The following is a 22,540-nucleotide window of genomic DNA, read 5'->3' as shown; positions in this document are numbered from 1 at the left end:
TTTAAAGCTCCTCAAATGATAAAGCCTCCCTTATGGAGGCTTTATCATTTTAAGCTACAGTTTTTCTATCTGGTCTTTGCTATAGTTTCTACATAATTTGAATTTTTAAAGATCATTATGCTGTTCAATGCCCGATATAACACCCTGCCACCTCGCCTGTACCATCATCAGCAGCCTGTACCCTTAAAAGGCTCAAAAGCAGGACATTTCAATGCTGCTTTGGCTGAACAGTTACAATGGTCGGATGAAGATAAAGCTCAATGGGTAGAGATTTGCAGCGGGCAAAAAATATTTGAGGAATTTGAGCCGCTAGCGATGGTCTATGCTGGTCATCAGTTTGGTCAATGGGCCGGCCAATTAGGCGATGGACGCGGCTTATTGATTGCGCAAATCATCGATCAACATGGGCAAACCATTGACCTCCATCTCAAAGGTGCTGGCTCGACCCCTTACTCACGCATGGGCGATGGCCGTGCGGTGCTACGTTCAGTAATTCGGGAATATCTTGCAGGACATGCGCTGAACAGCTTAGGTGTTGCATCAAGTAATGCCGTGGGTTTTACCAGCTCTGAACAAGGCGTACAGCGTGAAAAACTCGAGCTTGGCGCGATGATGCTACGTACATCTGACTGTCATATCCGATTGGGACATTTTGAATGGATCAATCAATATCAGGGTGATTTACTACCTGAATTCACGCAAAAATGTATTGAGTGGCACTACCCTGAATGCTTGGATGCTGAACAGCCCATTTTGGCTTTTGCCACTCAAGTTATTCAGCGTACCGCAGTGATGATTGCCAAATGGCAGCTGATTGGTTTTGCACATGGCGTGATGAATACTGACAATCTGAATATTACCGGTTCAACTTTGGACTTTGGCCCTTATGGCTTTATGGAACGCTTCCGTCCAAACTGGATCAATAACCATTCGGATTACCAAGGCCGCTATACCTATCAGCAGCAGCCGAGCATTGGGCATTGGAATTTATGGCAATGGCTGAATAATTTAGTGCCGCTCTGCCCTACGGACTATGACAAAGAACAGTGGAAAGAAGATTTAGCTAAGTGCTTAGAGCATTTTGAACTGACCTTCTTGGAACATTATAAATTGGGCTTAGCTCAGAAAATGGGTTTGCCAAGTTTCCATAAAGACAGCTTTGACTGCGCCATGGCCTTTTTGCGTATTCTGCAAAGTGAACAGCTGGACTACACGCAAAGCTTTATTCGTCTGCAAAATCATGAATATGAAGCCATTAAAGATGACTGCTTAGACCGCCGCGCCTTTGAAGGTTTCTTGGCACAATATGAAAGTATCCGTGAGCATCAGGACACCTATGCTTTAGATGCGGAAATGGCACAGGCCAATCCGCAATATATCTTGCGTAACCATATGGCGCAAAAGGCGATTGAGCTTGCTGAACGTAATGATTTTTCAGAAGTTGAGCGTTTGTTTACATTGCTCAGTCAGCCCTTTAGCAAACAGCCTGAACTGGAAACAACAGAAGATTTAGGACCTTTACCAAGTGATGTGCCTGAAGTGATGGTCAGCTGTTCGTCTTAAACATTTATCCACAAATCCACATTTCACTCGGATCAAAATTGTGGATAATTTAAACATTATCCACAATGCCGAATGGATGAGCTGTAAAGGCAGTTCATCCTCTCAAAAATAATGACAAGAAAACGTATCGCCATTTTTAGTTTCGCTACCCTCTTCTGTATTGCGGTAGCCTACTTTGCCTATCAAAAATTTGAAAAATATCTACCTACACCTGCCAATGCACTGGCCTTTCTGCCTGCATTAAGCGATTTGCAAATTCAAAAAATTCGCACAGAAACGCCGATCGACAATATTCAGGTACATAAAGCTCAGCGTTATTTGGAATTAAAACATCAGGATCAAGTCATTCGGCGTTACCCGATACGTCTGGGTTTTCAACCGCTTGGACATAAAGTTCAAGAAGGTGATGGCAAAACGCCTGAAGGCAGCTATATGATTGATTGGCGCAATCCGCAAAGCGCATTTTATAAGTCTTTGCATATCTCTTACCCTAATGTGACCGATAAACAAAAGGCTAAAGATTTAGGGGTTTCTGCAGGTGGTGACATTATGATTCATGGTTCTGCGACCAGTTTGCAGATGAAAGCTGCTCCTCAGCTCATGACGTATTTTCCACAAAAAGATTGGACTTGGGGCTGTATTGCAGTGCGTAATGTTGATATGGATGAAATTTGGCAATTGGTAAATAATGATACCGTTATTCATATTCATCCTTAGGCTTTAACGTTCAAGCTTATTTTTAGGTTATCCCCTATGATTGCATTACACGCTGTAGCTGCTAAGACGGCCTTAGCCCTGCCTGAAACTACATGCAGCCAGCCTTTTGGTGAAGGCTGTGATGTGTTTAAGGTGATGGATAAGGTTTTTATGCTGAGTTTTCATTTAGAAGGCAAAGCAGCTATCAATTTAAAAGTGCTACCAGACAATGGCGCAATGCTTAGAGATATTTATCCCTTTATCCGTGCAGGCTGGCATATGAATAAGCAGCATTGGATTTCTGTTTTTACAGATGAAGAATTGGAAGAAGAACTGCTGCAAGATTTGGTACTGAATTCTTATGAATTGATTGTATCGAAGTTAAATAAAGGACAGCGGCAAAGGATTGAGTTGCTGAGAAGTGTTTAAATTAATTGCTCTTCCCTTACGATCAGATTGTTACGATGTTATTCACCAATTAAAATGTCTATGCGATAAACCATTTAAAATGTCCTGTTTTTAACCACAAGAGTCAAGCACAGGATTTAACTTTCTTTGTTCAATAACAACTTTCTGAGCTTTACGGCTTGGCATATTTTTATTTGTTCTTGAACATTTATTCTGTTTTTCCAATTCTTCATGCTGCTGTTGAATATGTGCCAGAACTGCACCTAACCGTTTATTCTCAACAATCTCATTTTGCTGTAGCCCAGCCAATTTATTAAAGATGCTGTAGTTGAGCTTTCGGCCTTCATGCATGATGGCCACAGTGCCATCCGGGTACTCCAGAAATGAAATGTATTGCCCAACAAGCTTATGATTCAGCTCTGTCGGTTCAAGCATATAAATACACTTGTCATAGGTCAGGGTCAGATTCTTGGTGACCTTACGCGGTTCCTGCCAGGTAAAAATATCATCCAGTTCAAGATCAGATTCGCTTAATGGCCGATGCAGGTTCTTTGAGTTTCGCGCACATTTGGCGAACTTCTGATTGAACTGCTCAATAAAGCAGGGTAACCATATATTGGCCTCTGCAATCGAACCGATGCCTTCCAGACGCATCTCCTTGATCAGACGGTCCTGAAGGGTTTTGTTGGCACGTTCCACACGACCTTTGGCTTGGGGTGAGTTGGCAAAGATAATATCGATGTTCAAATTATTCAGAATCCGCCCAAATTGCGTAATCTGGCTGTCTTGCCTGGATTTTTGATTAACTCTGAATACCGAATGCTTGTCGCTATAAAAGGCTAGAGGTTTGCCGTATTGTTCAATGTAGGCTCGGGTTGAAAGCATGTAGTCAAAGGTCGTTTCAGCCTCACAAAAGCGCAGATGCAACAGCTTTCCAGTAGCATCATCGATATAAACCAACAAGCAGCATTTTGCAGCTCGACCTTCAAACCAGTCATGATATGAGCCATCAATTTGGATCAGTTCACCGAAGCAATCCCGGTTATAACGTGGCTGATATGGACGCTTCAGGCGCTTGGATCGCGGAATCCACAGGTCATTGGCCGTCATCCAGCGCCGAAGCGTTTCTACCGGGATATTCAGGTCAAACATGCTGCTGAGCTTCTCATGCGCCAAGGTGGGTCCAAAGCCCAGCAAATGTTCAGCAATAATGGAAAGGCACTTTGATTTTAACAAGTCATCATGGCGACGATGGCCAGGTTGACCACGACTGGCATGTGCCATACCTGAGACACCATCTTGATTGAGCTTCTGCAATAACCGGGTAATTTGACGGGTGGAAAGATTTAGGATTTCAGCAGCACGGACCTGGGTAATACGATGATCTCGAACGTCTTGCAGAACTGCAAGCCGTTGAATTTCTTTGTCAGACATAGTGATCAGCATCTATATTTATATCCAGTCCATGGTGATAAAAACCATCATAAACTAGACATTTTTATTGGTGAGAATATAGACACTTTAAATGGGTTCTAACATACGAATTTCGTATAACCTCTATTATGTTAAATAGACTCAAAACCAGAGGAAATTTCTTTGAATTCTAAAGCAGTTTTTTGGGTGTTGGGGATATGACCAAACACATATTCATCCTTCATCTGAAAAAAGAAATCAAAGCTTTGGCTCATGAATGGATCTTGTTGACTTTGTTTTTGGTAAATGGGAGCCAGACGATTGAGATAGTAATTCATCCAATCTACTTTGTTATTAAAGGTGGCATAGTCTTTTAGATCAGTATAGAGGTTCTTTAAGTCGCTAGAAATCGCTTCAATAATGGGGTGAAACATCCATACTGTAATATTCATTGGCTGTAGTGGGCTAAGCTCATAGGGCTGTGATGGTTCAAAGCGTTGTATCGTATAAAGTTGTGCACCATGCTCAGTGTAACGAGAACAGAGTAATTTCGTGTTCTCGACTTGAAAGTAGTCAGTGCCTACTTTGAGTTCTCTTATCTGTCTAGAAATATCGAGGCATTGGGGGAGTTTAGCAATGTTTGAATGCGCTAATCTTTTAAAAAATTCTATCGATCTTGTCACCACATAGCTTTCACCTGTCCCTGTAATAATGCCTTGATCCCATGGATGAATTTTAGTGGTTTTTTTAGGATCGAATTGAGCATCACCTGTTCCTGTTAAAACAACTTGCTTATTGTCTGTAGTGACAATGATGCTATCATTCAGTTGAATAGCGATGATGAATGTCATGCTTTGGTTAAAAATCATTGAATTATTAATCATTTATATTACACTAAATTCAGGCTCAATTTTTTATAAATTTATAAGAAATAGGTAAATCTATGGCTGGTGGATCTCAGATCATCATTAATAAAGATGGGATAACTATTATTACCCCGACAAAGTTTGAGGCTAAAGCAGGGCAGCATTTATTTAAACAAGGAAGTAAAGTCAACTTTTCGTTACCTGAAATGCCAAATGTTGTGCTTCCATATAGTAATAAATTAGATGTATACAATTTATTTAAAACTGATGAACTAAATAATATTAGCGACTTAAAATATTCAGTCGTTAGAGAAAATGGACAGTTCCAAAAAGGAAATCTTGATGAATATGGAAGAACAGAACGGATAAAATCAAATCAATCGGAAAAAGTAAAAATTTTAGTTGGTGGCGATGAATGGCATTACTATATAAATACTTTTTCAGGAATGATGGATGATGAGATTTTAATTAAGTTTGTTGATCTCATAGGTGAACCTATTGCAAATTTAGAGTTCAAACTAAGTGATGAAAATAACAAGACTATTTTAATAAATAGAACAAATAAAGATGGTGAGGCTAAATTTCTATGCAATACAGTAGAATTTCCCTTACTTTCAGTTAAATATCTTACAAAAGATGAGTTCAAGCCTATTACTAGAATAGAAAATAATTTAGTAAGGGAAATTATTCTCATTAGTCCAAAAATTCTGAAAGAAATTGAGTTATTACAAGAATCTGAAGAGCCTGGTGATTATTTAAGAAGTAATTATTCAGAAAAACTTTGATTAAGACATTGCGTTAAGGAAATTATGATATGGCTGATGAATCACAAAAGGTCAATAAAAATGGCAGACCAACGCTTGTTTTAAAAAGAGAGCATCTTGATAACGTTGTATCAGGAGTATCAACTGCATCTGATTGGGCTGGGTATGTAAAAGATACTGCAGATGTAATGAAAGCACAGAATTATAATATTAGATGGGGAGCTTTACATTCTAAAAATGTTCCCTTATTGAGTAAAGAGCGTTTAAAAAAAGCTACAGAATTTAAGGTGTATAGTAGAAAGTCTTCAGGTCATATCTTTAATGGAAATCAGCATACGAGTGTTCTGAATACAAAAAAAGCTGTAGAAAAAATTGATAAAATTGGTACTAAAGGTGGAATGGTATCAGATGGGGCAGAAATAATTTTAGCAATTCATGATGAGGATGCTGAAAAATTAGCAGAACAAACATCAAAGTTGGTGCTTTCAAAAGCTGGTGAAAAAGCTGGTGAAACATTAGCACTTGGAGTTGTTGGCAGATGCTCACAAAATGCTGTTCGTTCATTAGATCCGAGACAAGTTGGGGTTGGTTTAGCCCTCTGTGGTATCGCTGGCTTGTCAGTTAAGTACGGTATGGAGTCAGCTGGAGAAAATGCAGGTGAAGAAATTGGAAAAAGAGGTGAGGTAATAAAAGCGGCTGAAATATATATCAATGCTCAGAAGAAATTGAATGAAAATGCTGGGGAGGCAGAAAAGAAACGACGAGATAGAGAAATAGAAAAAGACCCTATGCTAGAATGGCAGATAAAATATTCTGACTAAGTGAATGAAAAATGAATGTAAAAAAAATAGCTTTTTTTTTAGTGTTTTTGAGTGTATTTGGTCTTAATGGTTGTACAAAGACTGTACCTCAGAAAGAAAAAAATCTTGTTCAATCAGAGTCTTTATATAAACAAGGTCAAAAATATTTTTTAGGTGATGGTGTAAAGCAAAACTTTCAAAAAGCTTTAGAATATTTTGAAAAAGCTGCAAATGAAGGTTCTGTAGTTGCTCAAAATGATTTAGCAGGTATGTACTTCAAAGGAATAGGTACACAAAAAAATGAATCTAAAGCTTATTATTGGTTTAATGAAGCATCTAAATTAAATTCTTCTGAAGCTCAGTATAATTTAGGTGTAATGTATGACAATGGATATTATGTAGATAAAGATCGAACAAAAGCTTTAGATTATTATAACTTATCTGCAAAACAAGGATATGCTCGGGCTCAATTCAGCCTCGCTAATGCATATCTTGATGGAAATGGTATTGAAAAAGATATCAATAAAGCCATTAGCTTGTATACCGATGCGGCTAAACAGAATTTACCAGATGCTCAATACAATTTAGCCAACATATATGAAGAAGGAGCTATAGTTCCAAAAGATGAAAAAAAAGCGCTCGATCTTTATATACAAGCAGCAAACCAGAATTTTCCTATAGCTCAAAATAATTTGGGTTATATGTATGCGAATACCTATAATGATCTAGAAAAAGCAAAATATTGGTTTCAACGGGCATTTGAGAATGGTTATAAAGATGCTGGGGATGCACTAAAAAAAATAGAATCAATATCTAATTCTAAGTAGTGTAATTAGGCAAGTTAATATCAATATGATAACTAATATTAGTATGACTCCTTGCGCTTCAAACAAGATCAAAGCAATTAAAGATTTTCTAAATGTAAATTGATTTTCTTTGATTACAAGCTTACTTTCATTACCTATGCTAGATATATAAACGGATAAAACTTTATCCGTATTATACTGGTACCATGCATTTTCTAATTTAACTTTTAGATCGGCACATGACTCTAATAACGTTATTCTATATATGCTTAAGACATTTTGAGCATTACGATAATAAATTTTGTTATGATATTTATACATGTATTCAACATTCATCTTAGCAGTTCTGTCTATACCTTTTCGCCAAGGTGAACTTGAGCAAGATATTTGTGTTTTTAAAATTTGAAAATTTTCAATTTTTTGCCATGTATTCAAATCTATACTTTTATTATCATATTTATTTGATTTTATTAAAGTAACTAAAATAATTATGAAGCCTATTAAAAGTAAAAAAAGTGAAAATTTTTTCATATAATTATTTTAGCTCTAATTAATGACTATATGTTAATTTCTTAATATCTAAAATTAACATAATACACGTTATACGAAATAATTTTGTTAGAACCCATTTAAAGTGTCTATATTCTCACCAATAAAAATGTCTAGTTTATGATGGTTTTTATCACCATGGACTGGATATAAATATAGATGCTGATCACTATGTCTGACAAAGAAATTCAACGGCTTGCAGTTCTGCAAGACGTTCGAGATCATCGTATTACCCAGGTCCGTGCTGCTGAAATCCTAAATCTTTCCACCCGTCAAATTACCCGGTTATTGCAGAAGCTCAATCAAGATGGTGTCTCAGGTATGGCACATGCCAGTCGTGGTCAACCTGGCCATCGTCGCCATGATGACTTGTTAAAATCAAAGTGCCTTTCCATTATTGCTGAACATTTGCTGGGCTTTGGACCCACCTTGGCGCATGAGAAGCTCAGCAGCATGTTTGACCTGAATATCCCGGTAGAAACGCTTCGGCGCTGGATGACGGCCAATGACCTGTGGATTCCGCGATCCAAGCGCCTGAAGCGTCCATATCAGCCACGTTATAACCGGGATTGCTTCGGTGAACTGATCCAAATTGATGGCTCATATCATGACTGGTTTGAAGGTCGAGCTGCAAAATGCTGCTTGTTGGTTTATATCGATGATGCTACTGGAAAGCTGTTGCATCTGCGCTTTTGTGAGGCTGAAACGACCTTTGACTACATGCTTTCAACCCGAGCCTACATTGAACAATACGGCAAACCTCTAGCCTTTTATAGCGACAAGCATTCGGTATTCAGAGTTAATCAAAAATCCAGGCAAGACAGCCAGATTACGCAATTTGGGCGGATTCTGAATAATTTGAACATCGATATTATCTTTGCCAACTCACCCCAAGCCAAAGGTCGTGTGGAACGTGCCAACAAAACCCTTCAGGACCGTCTGATCAAGGAGATGCGTCTGGAAGGCATCGGTTCGATTGCAGAGGCCAATATATGGTTACCCTGCTTTATTGAGCAGTTCAATCAGAAGTTCGCCAAATGTGCGCGAAACTCAAAGAACCTGCATCGGCCATTAAGCGAATCTGATCTTGAACTGGATGATATTTTTACCTGGCAGGAACCGCGTAAGGTCACCAAGAATCTGACCCTGACCTATGACAAGTGTATTTATATGCTTGAACCGACAGAGCTGAATCATAAGCTTGTTGGGCAATACATTTCATTTCTGGAGTACCCGGATGGCACTGTGGCCATCATGCATGAAGGCCGAAAGCTCAACTACAGCATCTTTAATAAATTGGCTGGGCTACAGCAAAATGAGATTGTTGAGAATAAACGGTTAGGTGCAGTTCTGGCACATATTCAACAGCAGCATGAAGAATTGGAAAAACAGAATAAATGTTCAAGAACAAATAAAAATATGCCAAGCCGTAAAGCTCAGAAAGTTGTTATTGAACAAAGAAAGTTAAATCCTGTGCTTGACTCTTGTGGTTAAAAACAGGACATTTTAAATGGTTTATCGCATAGACATTTTAATTGGTGAATAACAAATTTATTTTATCCACTATAAATCATACTTTTATATAAATTCGCCCTAGAATTCAGTGAACTAGAGCGGTCTTTATATGAATATTCACTCAATTGTGAATTTTGTCAGAATTTTTCAAAATCATTCTTTGGTGACAGTGAACAAAGGCTCTTCCCTAAGCCTTCATCTTATTAAACCTTCTTCGCTTGCATCACTCTAAACAGCACATACAGCAGTAAAATCCACACCGGCTGCATCAGCACCGACAGCATAAAGCCCTGATTCCACATGATGTACAAAATCATCAGCATGAACACCAAAACAAAGTAGTTGGTGAACGGCGCAAATAAAGCAGGAAACTTAGTTTGTATGCCCTGCTGCTGCATCGCTTTTCTAAACTTCAAGTGAATCAAGCTGATTAACATCCAATTCAGCACCGCAGCGCTCACTACGATATAAATCAAATAGCTCAATGCTTTTTCAGGCAAGAAATAATTCAGCAGCACACAGCCAAAAATCAGCAGTGCTGAAAATAAAACCGCGGCAATCGGTGTACCGTGTTTATTGACCTGTTTAAAGACTTTTGGCGCATTGCCCTGCTCTGCCAGTCCCAGCAGCATGCGGCTATTGGCATACATACCACTGTTGCAGACTGATACTGATGCCGTCAAAATAATAAAGTTCAGCAAATGTGCGGCCCAATCAATACCCATCTGATTAAAAATCATCACAAAAGGACTATGATCCAAACCGCCAAGTTTCAACTGATTCCACGGCACCAGCGACAGCAGTACCGCCAAAGAACAGATATAAAATAAGAACACGCGGATCACGGTTTGGTTTACTGCTTTGGGAATGTTTTGATCTGGATTTTCAGTTTCCGCAGCCGCCATGCTGATCAGTTCAATGCCGCCAAAAGCAAACATTATAAAGGCAAGCATATAAAATAGGCCTTCAAAACCGTGCGGAAAAAAGCCGCCATGTGTCCACAAATTGCTGATTGAAGCGGTGGAGTCTGCGCCTGCTGTAAACAGCAAATACACACCAAAAATAATCATGGCAACAATCGCCACAACCTTAATCATCGACAGCCAAAATTCTGACTCGGCATACAGTTTTACATTGGCTAAGTTAGCAAGCGTAATGACCGCAAAAAACACCAAAACCGAAACCCAAGTGGGCACATGCGGCCACCAGTAATTGACATATTTTCCAATGGCGGTCAGCTCGGTCATCACCACTAAAATATACAGAATCCAGTAGTTCCAGCCCGTTAAAAAGCCCGCAAACTTGCCCCAATACTTAAAAGCAAAATGACTGAATGAACCTGTCACTGGCTCTTGTACAATCATCTCGCCCAGCTGACGCATAATCAGAAAAGCAATCAAGCCGCCAATCAAATAACCTAAAATAATGGATGGCCCAGCCGACTCAATAATATGCGCAGAGCCTAAAAATAGCCCTGTGCCTATTGCGCCACCCATTGCAATCAGCTGAATATGGCGGTTCTTTAATCGGCGCTGTAGTTGAGGCATTTCGCTGCTCACAACACGTTCTCATCTTATAAAAAAGTGGATTGTAGCCTGTGCAGCTCTTTGCAGCCAAATATTCATAGACAATTGCTGTATGAGCAGCAAATGATGCTGATAAAATCAGACTTCAAATCTGCCCATACCGTTAACTGCACTATGAATCAGCAACACTTATCAATGGTCTTCATTCCTGGATTTATGCTGGATGAATCCTTGTGGGATGAGTTCATCCCACAACTTCCTCACACATGGAATTTCTTTAGGGCAAGTTTAAAACACGGTCAAACGATTGATGAAATTGCGGAACATATCCTGCACAATGCCCCACCGCGCTTTGTCTTGGTGGGTTTTTCATTAGGCGGCTATATTGCCAGAACCATTGCGCAGAAATATCCTGAACGTATATCTGCACTCATTTTAGTGGCAAGCTCTTTACGCCCTGATAGTGAAAAACAGAAGCAGTTAAAAATCGCGGCCATTCAAGCCGCATCAGCAGGCACGTTTCATGGTTTGAGCAAAACAGCGATTTCGAAATCATTACACCCAATCCATGCGGACAATCGGCAGCTGATTCAACGCATTCAAGATATGGGCAAAAATCTTGGATTTGAAAGCTTTAAAGCGCAGTCCTTATTAGACCGCAGCCATATTCGCAACGATGCCATTCAGTGCCCAACACTGATTATTTCGGCTGCTCAAGATCGGCTGCGTTCACTAGATGAAGCGCAGGAGCTGCATCAATCCATAGCACACAGTCAACTTGATATGATTGAAAATACGGGCCATATGATTCCACTCGAACAGCCGGAAGCTTTAGCCGCCAGCATGCTGAAATGGCTGAATACATTGTCCCTTTAAATATAAACAGCCCTCAATTGAAAGCTGTTTTTAGCATTCACCACGCTAGATGGATATTGATAGCGAATGCAGTACGTCTAAACCTATTCTAATCATTCATACTGCACCGCCATGTAAATCATTATTTACGCTGTGGCACTTCAGCCCACCGTGCATAACTCTTCGTGCTTTTCAGCACAGTGCCCGCTTGTTTTACAGCGACGCCACTATAGTCCTGAGAGAAACTATCTGAATTTTCATCAAAACTCGCACCATCAAATAATGGGAAAGTTCCGGCTTTTTTCTGAATCACCACATCATCAATCATCCAACCTCTGAAGCCGTTATAAAGTCCATCGACCGTTCTGAATTGGAATTTCAGTTGAACATTGGTCTTGCCTGCATATTCATCTAATGAGATCGCTTCTTGCTGAACAGCAGCCGGTGCAAGGTTAAAGCCTAAATTACTGTATGGAATCGGCGCGCGCTCATATGCCGAGGATGGATCTGCCAGCGGGTTTAATCGAGCCAAAGTCTTGAAGCTATTGCCGCCGTCGGTAGAAACTAAAATATTCATCAAATCGAATCCCTGATTATTTGGATTGACCGACTCAATTTCCCACCATGTTTTAAAGCTTAAACTCAAAGGCGCCTGATACTGGCTTAGATTAATGGCAGGTGAAATCAATTCACCCCTATTGTCATACTGCGAGGTGCCGCCATCAAACTCTGGAGCCGTAGATGAATCACTTAAAGCACCAATAAAGTTGCCATTTACTTTGTCGCCATACCAATATGCCGTATTACCTTGCAGTGGCTCAGGCACCTTGCCTTGACTTTGGTCATTCGGCGCTAAGCGTACACGCTGATTCACTTGATTATTACGGATGTTGTGACCTTTGTTTAGCAACTGCCAATCAACATTGGCCACACTTGGCTGCGACCTTGTCCATGCATTGCGAGTAGCAGAATCCGCTTCAAAAGTTTCACGCCAAACTGCATCTGCAGACACTGTTTCAGGTAGCACTTCAAATTGATAGCCCGATGCAGAAGAAGCAATGACCGTAACTTTTTTCGTAATAGTATTAATTCCTGCACCGTTAATGGTGAGCGTGGCATTTTTCAATGCTTCAAGCAGATCATTGCTCACATTAAATGAAAGCGTGAAATATCCATTGGCATCAGTCAAAGCACTAACAAATGCGCCATTGGTCGCTGTACCGCCAGACAATGACACTTGCGCATTCGCCAAAGGTTTCCCTTTAAAAATCACTTGACCAGAGAATGTTCCGACCACTGCATCATTGACTGGTGCATCACTTAGTGTCTGACAGTCTTGGTCTAAGCAGTTGAGAACCACATTCAACACAATGCTTTTATTGGTATTTTTAGGATGGATCAAGAATGCCGAAACTGCAGACTGTCCATTTTTAGTGACCAAAACATAATATGTGCCTGCAGCCAATTTAGGCAGCTTAACGATGCCTTGAGCATTAGCAAGGTAACTTTGACCTTTAAAATGAGTCGCTGTCGGTAAACTGTTGATCGGTGGAAATAACTGTTCAGAATCATCTGCTGTGATTTCATTTATTGTCGCTTTCAAACTACCTGCTTGTACCTTCTGCCACTCTTCATCACTTAAAATCTGAATCGACGCAGCATTTAATGCAAGATTATTTACATCCAACAGCGTCAGCTCTTCTACACTTTTTTGTACCATGGCATCGGCAACTGGCTCTGACGGTACGCTTCCTGTCTCATCACGATCACTACCACCACATGCCGTTAAACCCAAGACACCCGTGACCATTATTATTTTTGCAAATGCTATATTTTTCATCTGTTCTGCCCTCTAATTTTCCATTTTTAAAATTGTTATCTCTACATTGAACTCTGCCAGCCCAAACATACTGGTCAATATTCAAGCAAAATAATACCCAATTTCCACTAAATGCGCAAATTTCACATTTTATGTTTTTATTGCTTTGTTTTTCTTGTTTTTAAAATTAATTTAGCTAGGTATGTACAAAAAAACAGGCCAAAGCCTGTCTTTTAGAATTTACAATCTATGTTTTAATCTTCTGGATATTCAAAACGGTAGCCAACGCCATACACAGCTTGAATCCACTCATGGCGGTTGCCAGTTTCCGCTGCATCCGAAATTTTACGGCGCAGGTTTTTAATGTGACTGTCAATGACACGGTCAGCCACCTCAAAACTGTCTGGGTTGATATGATCTAGCAATTGCGCACGTGAATATACCTGCCCCACATGCTCCAAGAACAACTCTAGTAAACGGAACTCCGTTGGCGTTAAGCTCAGCGCTTTTTGTTGATACCAAATGCGCTGCTGTGCTTTGTCCATACGGAATAAATCATTGACTTCGGGTTCTGCTTTTCGTTCTAAACGGCGTAATACCGCTTGCACACGTGCCACCAACTCTTTCGGACTAAACGGTTTGCAGACATAATCGTCAGCACCCATATTCAACCCCAATACACGGTCAATTTCTTCAGTACGTGCAGTCACCATAATAATTGGCAAATCAGACTGCTCACGCACCTTGCGGCAAATGGTTAAGCCATCCATACGGGGCACCATCAGGTCTAAAATCATCAGACTCGGTTTACGTTGTGTGAAGCTGTCATAGGCTTCTTGCCCATCATGAAACATGCTGACTTCAAAGCCTGCAGCCTCTAGATAATCACGCACCAGCTGTGCAAGTTCCACTTCATCTTCAACCAACATGATATGTTTCATGCATGCTTCCTTTTAATATTTCATCTGTTTGGGAAATGTCAATTTGCAACGCAAACCGCCCAATGGAGAATGATCAAAACTCAACTCTCCACCCAATGCTCTAGCTATTTTTACGGATAACGCCAATCCTAATCCTGTACCACCAGTTGCACGCGTACGTGAATCATCCACACGATAGAAACGCTCACCTAAACGTGCCAACTGTTCATCAGTTAAACCAAATGGGCTGTCATCAACATACACGGTCCACTGGGTTTCATCTTGCTCAGTATGAACATGCACTTCACCACCAGCTTCCGTATAACGAATACTGTTACCCAATAAGTTGACCATAATCTGTTTAAAACGGTCTATATCTAATTGTAATGAAGTCCCTTCGCCCATTGCGGTAATTTTCAAATCTGCTTGCTCAAACTTCGGCTTAAAGCTTTCAACCTCTTGGATCACTACATCCCAAGGATTGAGCGTGGTCAAATAACAATTCAGTTGTTGTGCATCAGCTTGCGCCAAATCCGCCAAATCTTTGGTCAATTTTTTCAAACTACTCACTTGATTGAGCATCGAAGTAAAATGCTCTGGCGTTGGCTTACGAATACCGTCCTGCATCGCCTCAATTTGAGCCTGCAACACCGCCAATGGGGTTTTTAATTCATGTGAAGTATCGGCCACCCATTGACGACGTGACGTTTCATGCTGATCGAGAATCACAGCCAACTGGTTCAATTCATTCGATAAATCACCAAGCTCATCATTACGGTTCACCGCGACTTGATGTTGATAATTGCCCTTTGTTAACTCACGTGTTCCCATTAACAAACGCTGAATCGGTTTTTTAAAGTAGGTCGCCAATAACAGTGCAGCAATTAAACTTGCAATAAATGTCAGCACATAAACCAATAACAAATAACGTTTTTGCTTACTAAAGAAGTTAATACTGATCGCATCATCTTGCTCGAGTACAGGTTTGAGCCCCAAATACCCCACGATTTGATTATTTACCATAATCGGACGATAAGAAATCTGTTCATCTGTCGGCTCACCCACCACAAATTGGCGCTGTGCATCATATAAAGATAAACGTGAACTCAAGCCCAAGCGGTCAGGCATTTGAATAAACTGTTTTTTACCACCATTGTTGGTATTGTTTTGAGAGGATTGACCGGCATCTTTATCTTTTTCATCCGCATTCGACTCTTTGGGGCGGAACACATTTTGATTCGCGCTTAAAGGAAATTTTAAACCTTCAAAGGGTTGAAACTCAGACGGCAAGTTTTGTTCAAGCCATTTTAGCTCTTCAGTTTTTTGTTCTGCCGTTTGCTGTGGCGTTGCCAACATCGATGCTGCATTCAAACTATGATCTTGGAAATAGCGCTGCTGCAATGCAATGTCATATTGACGACGCAGCCACCACCGAGAGAGACGATCATAGTCATCTGGCGCAGCCTGCCCTTCAATTTGCAAAATTTGCGCCTGAATCGCATTGCCCCAATCATGATAAACCGTATACACATCGGCTAAGTTTTCAATGACATGGTCAAGCTTTTGCATCTCGACATCGGCCACATATTTGGTGAAATTACGCTGCATATTCCAATGCAACACGCCAAGACTTACCGTTGTGATGACGAGCGTCGTCAACAGCACAGTCAGAAACAAGCGTAAGGCAATCGGGATACGACGTATTTTCAAAAGAGAACTCTCATTTTTCTTCTATATTCATTATTGTAGCGAACACGCTACTAAAAAACTCTCCATTGTTTCTACATCTTTATTATTTAATCTTTAACCATCGGAAAAATATCTAATCTGGTGGGGTAAAGACTATGAAACAAATGACCAAAATGGCTTTAATCGGTGCAAGCGTATTGAGCATGGGTGCATTAACTGCCTGTCAATCGACAACCGCACCAAAAGATAACGATCATGGCCGTATGATGAAACAACATCATGGTGATCACGATCGTCGTATGTCACCTGAGCAACGTGAATATTTTAAACAAATGCGTGCAGAGCAACGTCAAGTGTTTGCTGATATGCAAAAAGCTTGTAATGGCAAGACGATAGGTTCAACTGTTCAAGTAAAAGCTGGCGAAAAAAACATTGATGGTACATGTACCATGGTGTTCAAAGCAGACCGTCAGGACATGAAAAAAGCGCGTGGTGAACACAAACCAATGCGCGGTGAACACCGTCCAATGCGTGGCGACATACGTGGTCAGATGCAACGCGGTGAGCCACTGACTGATGCAAAACGTGCAGAACTGACTAAACAGTTTGATCAACGTTTAGCAGAACGCCAAGCGAAGCAACAAGCGATTATGAAAGCATGTCAAGGCAAGACTGATGGCAGTGCGGTTGCCATTAAAGTTGGCGAACAGCAAATCAATGGTAAATGTGAAGTGCGTTTCCAACCTAAAGCCCCTGTTGCCCCAACGCCAGCACCAGTAAAATAATCCAAACTTAGATCGCAATACCATTGCGTAAAAAAAGGCGCTCCCATGAGTGCCTTTTTTATTGGACATATCTTTTTACGCTTTTTGACTATTTGTGTCATTCATTTTCACCTAAAAGCGTTTACACTCAATGCACTTAGCTTTTTCAAGGGATATTTCTTTGACTTTACAGTCACCAACAAATCACCCTGAAATGCTTGTACCCAATAAGAAGATGTTGCACGATTAGAACCATTCCAATACGTGTCATTGAAGACACGTTCAAATGTTTATTTAGGATTACTAACGCTGGTAGAAACCAGTATTGAGGAAAACGATATGCCACAATACAAAGCGCCCTTACGTGATATGCAATTTGTTCTGCATGAACTTTTAAAAGCAGAAGATCACTATGCACAACTGCCTGCATTTTCAGACACCGTAAGCCGTGAGTTGGTTGACCAATATCTAGAAGCTGCTGCTGACTTCTGTGAAAATGAACTTTCTCCTCTTAACCAAGTCGGCGACCGTGAAGGTTGTACTTGGAATGATGGCGTTGTAACAACACCAACTGGTTTTAAAGAAGCGTATCAAAAATATATCGAACTCGGTTTCCCATCTTTATCTGCTGAAGAACAATACGGCGGTCAAGGCTTACCGGTTTCTTTAGGCAACATCATTTCAGAAATGGTGGGTACTTCGAACTGGGCATGGGGTATGTACCCTGGTCTATCTCATGGTGCTGTCCGTACATTAGAACATCACGGTTCTCAAGAGCAAAAAGACACTTACCTTCCTAAACTTGTTTCAGGTGAATGGACTGGTACGATGTGCTTAACAGAATCTCATGCAGGTTCTGACTTAGGTATTATCCGCTCTAAAGCTGAACCACAAGCAGACGGTAGCTATGCAATTTCTGGCGAGAAAATCTTTATCTCTGCTGGTGAACACGACATGGCTGAAAACATCATCCATATCGTACTTGCTCGTCTTCCAGGTGCACCAAAAGGCACGAAAGGTATTTCATTATTCATCGTACCTAAATTCAATGTAAATGCTGATGGCTCAATTGGTGAGCGCAATGCGGTACGTTGTGGTTCGATTGAACACAAAATGGGTATCCATGGTAACGCGACTTGTGTCATCAACTTTGATAACGCAAAAGGCTTCTTGATTGGCCCTGAAAACCGCGGTCTAAACTGCATGTTCACATTCATGAACACTGCACGTATCGGTACTGCTGTACAAGGTCTTTCAGCTTCTGAAGGTGCTTTCCAAGGTGCGCTTGCTTATGCAAAAGACCGTTTGGCAATGCGTTCACTTTCAGGCCCTAAAGCACCTGAAAAAGAAGCAGATCCAATTATCGTGCACCCTGCAGTGCGCAACATGCTGCTTACGCAAAAATCATTTGCTGAAGCTGGTCGTGCTCTGGTTTACTTATTATCTTTCCATGCCGATATCGTGGAACAAGGTGCAACTGAAGAAGAACGTAAGTTCTCTGACAATATCTTGTCATTATTAACTCCAATTGCTAAAGCATTCTTGACTGAAACAGGTTCTGAATCTGCAAAACACGGTGTTCAAGTATTTGGTGGCCACGGCTTCATTTCTGAACATGGTATGGAACAAATTGTACGTGATACACGTATTTCATGCTTGTACGAAGGTACGACTGAAATTCAAGCAATTGACTTGTTAGGCCGTAAAGTATTGGGTACTCAAGGTGCAATGTTGAAAGACTTCACCAAGATCATCCATAAATTTGTTGAAGCTAACAAAGACAACGCTGCCATGAAAGAATTTGTTGAGCCGCTTGCTGCGCTAAACAAAGAATGGGGCGACTTAACCATGCAGATTGGTATGAAAGCAATGCAAAACCCTGAAGAAGTGGGTGCTGCTGCAGTCGATTACCTCTACTTCTCTGGTTATGTGACGCTTGCTTATTTATGGGCTCGCATGGCCTTAGTTGCACAAGAAACTTTAGCTGCAGGAACAACAGATGTTGATTTCTACAATGCAAAAGTAACGACTGCTCGCTTCTACTTCAAGAAAATCTTACCACGCGTTCGCTCTCATGTAGAAGTGATTGCAGGTGGCCTAGATCCTCTTATGGCATTGGATGCAGAACACTTTGCATTCTAATGTGAATATCTAAAACATATTCAAAAAATTGTACTCGTGAGTGCAGAAATAGAGAAAGGACGGTCATAGCATTGGCAGTCCTTTTTCTTTATAAATAGTCCCATAATTTTACTTTGGTCAATTTTCTCCACGCTTTATGTCGATACAAATTGCCCCAAGTCCACAGATTCAAACAATAAACAGGTGAACGAACATGCCAATTTATAATGCGCCGCTTGCAGATATGAAATTCATCTTAAATGATGTTTTTAAAGCAGAACAATTCTGGCAAAACAACGAAAATCTTGCTCACGTTGATGCTGCTACTGCAGAAGCCATTCTTGAAGAAATGGCAAAATTTGCGCAAAACGTCACTCATCCTTTAAACCGCACAGGTGATGAAGAAGGCGCAACCTATAGCAATGGCAATGTCACGACTCCTGCTGGTTTCAAAGAAGCATTTAAACAATATGCAGAAGGTGGCTGGATTGGTCTAGGCGCAGATGAAGAATGGGGCGGTCAAGGCATGCCAAAAATGCTGACTGTTCTGTCTGACGAAATGCTGTTTGCAACCAACCCATCATTCATGCTCTACCCGCTTCTTTCTGTAGGTGCAGGCATGGCATTAAACAGCTATGCATCACAAGAGCAAAAAGAAACTTATTTGCCAAAAATGTATACAGGCGAATGGTCAGGCACGATGTGCTTAACTGAACCGCATGCAGGTACAGATTTAGGTATTATCAAAACTAAAGCTGAACGTAATGAAGACGGTACTTATAACATTACTGGTACGAAAATCTTCATCACTGGCGGTGACCACGACCTTTCTGAAAATATCATCCACTTAGTTTTAGCGAAAACGCCTGATGCGCCTGCGGGCTCACGCGGAATTTCACTCTTCATCGTACCTAAATTCTTGGTGAATGCAGATGGTTCATTGGGTGAGCGTAATGCTGTAGGCCCTGGTTCTATTGAACATAAAATGGGGATCAAAGCGTCTGCAACATGTGTGATGAACTTTGATGGCGCGAAAGGCTACCTGGTTGGTAAAGAAAATGAAGGCCTTGCAGCGATGTTCGTCATGATGAACTACGAACGTCTGTCTATGGGTATTCAAGGCCTAGGTGCTTCTGAATTTGCTTATCAAAATGCAGCGCAATATGCGACTGATCGTTTACAAGGCCGTAGCGCTTCTGGCGTGCAATCCCCTGCTAAACCAGCAGACAGCATCCTTGTACACGGCGATGTACGTCGTATGTTGCTAAATGCACGTGCCAACAATGAAGCATCTCGTGCATTTGCAGTTTATGTCGGTCAACAACTGGACATTACCAAGTTCTCTACGGATCCAGAAGCAGTCAAAGCAGCCAATAACCGTGTTGCGCTGTTAACACCAATTGCAAAAGCGTATTTAACAGATACCGCTTTCCAAGCAACACTGGATGCGCAAATGGTATTTGGTGGTCATGGCTTTATTCGTGAATGGGGTATGGAACAATGTATCCGTGACCTGCGTATTGCACAGATTTACGAAGGAACCAACGGTGTTCAGTCTCAAGACTTAATTGGTCGTAAAACCATTAAGTGCAATGGTGAATTCATTGCTGAATATATCCAAGAAATCCGTGATTTTGCCAATAACTTAGATGCCAGCTTGAACTACATCAAAGATGCAACCTTAGATGCAGCAGCTGAAGTTGAAGCTGTGACTCAATATGTACTTGAAGCTGCTCGTGAAAACATTGAGTTCCCAAACTCAGCAGCCGTTGATTACCTACATGCTGTAGGCTTACTCAGCTTTGCCTATATGTTTGCCCGCATTGCAGATGCAGCAAAAGACAAAGATGGCGAGTTCTACCAAAACAAACTTGCACTGACTCTTTACTTCACGCAGCGTATTTTGCCTGAATTGGCTTTACGCATTGCTAAAGTGAAAGCAGGTTCTGAAGTGATCATGAACTTCTCTGAAGATTACTTTACCAACCAAGCTTAATTAGCCGTACAAAATTAAAAATGCCCGATTTATCGGGCATTTTTGATTTTACTGCTCTTATTACATAAACACTGAGTGCAACTTTTTCAAAAAATCATAAGCATATTTACTTATTCACAATCTCCTAATTCCATTCGATATGTAAAACAAGAATGGAGCTGATCGTCTAGCATTGGAAATGTAGCCCAATGCGTTGTATCTTTATCTTGTTTAAATCCTGCCTTCATTAAGACATTTTGTGATGCTAGATGTTCCTCAGCACAAAAAGATGAAACAACCTTCGTGACATGATTCTGCTTTAAATACTTAATTCCTCCAATTAAAGCCTCAGTCATATAACCACAACCATGAAAATTCACCCCTAACCCAAAATGTTTTTCTCCATGGTTTTCTTGATTGAAGAAATACAGTAAGCCCATCGCTAAATGCGTATTCTTATCACTAATCACCCATGCAAAATCAGGATTGTGTATCGACCAATAATAATCTGCCCACTTTTCTAAAACACTCTTAGTCTGTTGAATCGTTAAATGTGGCAACCGCTGCAGATAACGAGTTTCTTCTATATTCGAAAAATATGTATCAAATAATGAAATTTCATCTCCTAACTGATACTTTCTCAGGCATAAACGTTCAGTTTCAATCATATTGGGCATGATTATTTAGCCTGTTATTTCATGGGATAATATTTTTTGATCGACTCCTCCATTTCAGCATTCGACCTTTCCAAAGCTTTTGCCACATTCATCGCATCTACAACACTTCGGTTTTGACTCACTTTAAATTTCCCAATCATCGACTGAATATCGATTTCAATCGCTATAATTTTTTCCAGTTGTTCCGCGATAAAATCATGAGGCGCATCGCCCATTTTCCATGGCACGGGTTGGCTAGCTTCATGTTGTCGAGTCAGCCGAGCCAAAACACCTCGTAAATATTTTTCATCGTCAACTTTACGAATTGTGCCTTTGACATGTACCACGCGATAGTTCCATGTCGGCACAACGCGATGATGTTCCTGCTTTCCTTCATACCAGCTTGGCGAAATATATGCTTCGTCGGCATGAAAAATCACATAGGCTTGCGCTGACTGATTTAGCAATTCAAACATTGGATTGGCCTTAGCAATATGACCGCGTAATACACCTAATTCGCCTGACTCAGCGTCATATTCTAGTGGTAAATGATTCACTTCCAACTCACCATTGGGTGCAGTCAGTATTACTGTCGCCAAAGCATACTTACGCATAAGATCAATCAGATCAGGGAGTTCATCATGTTTAAAATGCGTTGGTTGATACATCGTCGCTTCATTCTTATAGGACAAAATTTAAGCTCAAACTTAACATTAAAACCTTTATTGAACCTAAAAAATATTTTTGTCATATGCGCTTCATGTGCATGAAATTTGCTTGGTATTTAATGACTTGTTCTTGATTGAATATTCACGCAATTTACACAGGAGGAATA

Annotated in this window: 19 protein-coding genes; 11 read left to right on the top strand and 8 right to left on the bottom strand. The window is 40.6% G+C overall.

The window, feature by feature from the left end:
* Positions 1–117 precede the first annotated feature (117 nt).
* The 3 genes from AC4CU0_RS02940 (at position 118) to AC4CU0_RS02930 (ending at position 2,688) form a co-directional block, all read left to right on the top strand.
* Positions 118–1,563 (top strand): protein adenylyltransferase SelO, encoded by a 1,446-nt coding sequence (locus AC4CU0_RS02940; protein ID WP_490742424.1) that lies wholly within the window; start codon positions 118–120, stop codon positions 1,561–1,563.
* Positions 1,564–1,674: 111 nt separating this feature from the next.
* A complete protein-coding gene (locus AC4CU0_RS02935; RefSeq protein ID WP_490742423.1) occupies positions 1,675–2,280 on the top strand; it encodes a L,D-transpeptidase family protein in 606 nt (201 codons plus the stop codon).
* Between the two features lie 36 nt (positions 2,281–2,316).
* Positions 2,317–2,688, top strand: a complete 372-nt coding sequence (locus AC4CU0_RS02930) for an MmcQ/YjbR family DNA-binding protein (protein ID WP_490742422.1) — start codon at positions 2,317–2,319, stop codon at positions 2,686–2,688.
* A gap of 90 nt (positions 2,689–2,778) precedes the next feature.
* Here the strand turns inward: AC4CU0_RS02930 and AC4CU0_RS02925 are convergent, their stop codons facing one another.
* Both AC4CU0_RS02925 and AC4CU0_RS02920 read right to left on the bottom strand, forming a co-directional pair.
* Positions 2,779–4,113 carry an ISNCY family transposase gene (locus tag AC4CU0_RS02925; protein ID WP_490742418.1) on the bottom strand — a complete coding sequence of 445 codons (1,335 nt, stop codon included), beginning with the start codon at positions 4,111–4,113 and terminating at the stop codon, positions 2,779–2,781.
* 119 nt (positions 4,114–4,232) lie between these two features.
* The gene (locus AC4CU0_RS02920; RefSeq protein WP_490743456.1) at positions 4,233–4,931 is read right to left on the bottom strand and encodes a hypothetical protein; all 699 of its coding nucleotides are present in this window, start codon (positions 4,929–4,931) and stop codon (positions 4,233–4,235) included.
* Between the two features lie 92 nt (positions 4,932–5,023).
* On the opposite strand from AC4CU0_RS02920, the gene AC4CU0_RS02915 reads away from it, so the two are divergent.
* The 4 genes from AC4CU0_RS02915 (at position 5,024) to AC4CU0_RS02900 (ending at position 9,359) form a co-directional block, all read left to right on the top strand.
* Positions 5,024–5,731 carry a type IV secretion protein Rhs gene (locus AC4CU0_RS02915; RefSeq protein ID WP_490742421.1) on the top strand — a complete coding sequence of 236 codons (708 nt, stop codon included), beginning with the start codon at positions 5,024–5,026 and terminating at the stop codon, positions 5,729–5,731.
* Between the two features lie 29 nt (positions 5,732–5,760).
* Positions 5,761–6,531: a hypothetical protein gene (locus tag AC4CU0_RS02910; protein WP_490742420.1), complete on the top strand. Its 771-nt coding sequence runs from the start codon at positions 5,761–5,763 to the stop codon at positions 6,529–6,531.
* Between the two features lie 11 nt (positions 6,532–6,542).
* Positions 6,543–7,337: a tetratricopeptide repeat protein gene (locus AC4CU0_RS02905; RefSeq protein WP_490742419.1), complete on the top strand. Its 795-nt coding sequence runs from the start codon at positions 6,543–6,545 to the stop codon at positions 7,335–7,337.
* Between the two features lie 687 nt (positions 7,338–8,024).
* Positions 8,025–9,359, top strand: coding sequence for an ISNCY family transposase (locus AC4CU0_RS02900; protein ID WP_490742418.1), 1,335 nt, complete (start codon positions 8,025–8,027; stop codon positions 9,357–9,359).
* A 224-nt stretch (positions 9,360–9,583) separates the two neighbouring features.
* Here the strand turns inward: AC4CU0_RS02900 and AC4CU0_RS02895 are convergent, their stop codons facing one another.
* Entirely contained in the window at positions 9,584–10,939 is a 1,356-nt protein-coding gene (locus tag AC4CU0_RS02895; protein ID WP_490742417.1) for an amino acid permease, read from the bottom strand.
* A gap of 90 nt (positions 10,940–11,029) precedes the next feature.
* Between AC4CU0_RS02895 and AC4CU0_RS02890 the strand changes: the two genes are divergently transcribed.
* Complete coding sequence (locus AC4CU0_RS02890) at positions 11,030–11,782, top strand: alpha/beta fold hydrolase (protein ID WP_490742416.1); 753 nt, start codon at positions 11,030–11,032, stop codon at positions 11,780–11,782.
* Positions 11,783–11,903: 121 nt separating this feature from the next.
* On the opposite strand, the gene AC4CU0_RS02885 is transcribed toward AC4CU0_RS02890, so the two are convergent.
* From AC4CU0_RS02885 to baeS, 3 genes are all read right to left on the bottom strand, one after another.
* Positions 11,904–13,601 carry a peptidase associated/transthyretin-like domain-containing protein gene (locus AC4CU0_RS02885; RefSeq protein ID WP_490742415.1) on the bottom strand — a complete coding sequence of 566 codons (1,698 nt, stop codon included), beginning with the start codon at positions 13,599–13,601 and terminating at the stop codon, positions 11,904–11,906.
* A 233-nt stretch (positions 13,602–13,834) separates the two neighbouring features.
* The gene (locus AC4CU0_RS02880; RefSeq protein ID WP_078191240.1) at positions 13,835–14,521 is read right to left on the bottom strand and encodes a response regulator; all 687 of its coding nucleotides are present in this window, start codon (positions 14,519–14,521) and stop codon (positions 13,835–13,837) included.
* 12 nt (positions 14,522–14,533) lie between these two features.
* Positions 14,534–16,210, bottom strand: a complete 1,677-nt coding sequence (baeS, locus tag AC4CU0_RS02875) for a sensor histidine kinase efflux regulator BaeS (protein ID WP_490742414.1) — start codon at positions 16,208–16,210, stop codon at positions 14,534–14,536.
* Between the two features lie 134 nt (positions 16,211–16,344).
* On the opposite strand from baeS, the gene AC4CU0_RS02870 reads away from it, so the two are divergent.
* The 3 genes from AC4CU0_RS02870 to AC4CU0_RS02860 all read left to right on the top strand — a co-directional run bounded on the left by AC4CU0_RS02870 (position 16,345) and on the right by AC4CU0_RS02860 (position 21,070).
* Positions 16,345–16,974: a hypothetical protein gene (locus tag AC4CU0_RS02870; protein WP_490742413.1), complete on the top strand. Its 630-nt coding sequence runs from the start codon at positions 16,345–16,347 to the stop codon at positions 16,972–16,974.
* A 318-nt stretch (positions 16,975–17,292) separates the two neighbouring features.
* Positions 17,293–19,095, top strand: coding sequence for an acyl-CoA dehydrogenase C-terminal domain-containing protein (locus AC4CU0_RS02865; protein ID WP_078194152.1), 1,803 nt, complete (start codon positions 17,293–17,295; stop codon positions 19,093–19,095).
* Between the two features lie 193 nt (positions 19,096–19,288).
* Positions 19,289–21,070 carry an acyl-CoA dehydrogenase C-terminal domain-containing protein gene (locus AC4CU0_RS02860; RefSeq protein WP_078194153.1) on the top strand — a complete coding sequence of 594 codons (1,782 nt, stop codon included), beginning with the start codon at positions 19,289–19,291 and terminating at the stop codon, positions 21,068–21,070.
* Positions 21,071–21,180: 110 nt separating this feature from the next.
* Here the strand turns inward: AC4CU0_RS02860 and AC4CU0_RS02855 are convergent, their stop codons facing one another.
* Both AC4CU0_RS02855 and AC4CU0_RS02850 read right to left on the bottom strand, forming a co-directional pair.
* The gene (locus AC4CU0_RS02855) at positions 21,181–21,726 is read right to left on the bottom strand and encodes a GNAT family N-acetyltransferase (RefSeq protein ID WP_490742412.1); all 546 of its coding nucleotides are present in this window, start codon (positions 21,724–21,726) and stop codon (positions 21,181–21,183) included.
* Between the two features lie 14 nt (positions 21,727–21,740).
* On the bottom strand, positions 21,741–22,373 hold the full coding sequence (locus AC4CU0_RS02850) for an FMN-binding negative transcriptional regulator (RefSeq protein ID WP_180170485.1): 633 nt from the start codon (positions 22,371–22,373) through the stop codon (positions 21,741–21,743).
* Positions 22,374–22,540 lie beyond the last annotated feature (167 nt).

The sequence above is a fragment of the Acinetobacter sp. LipI_15 genome (assembly GCF_058242865.1).
This window is presented reverse-complemented; position numbering and strand designations above follow the sequence as displayed.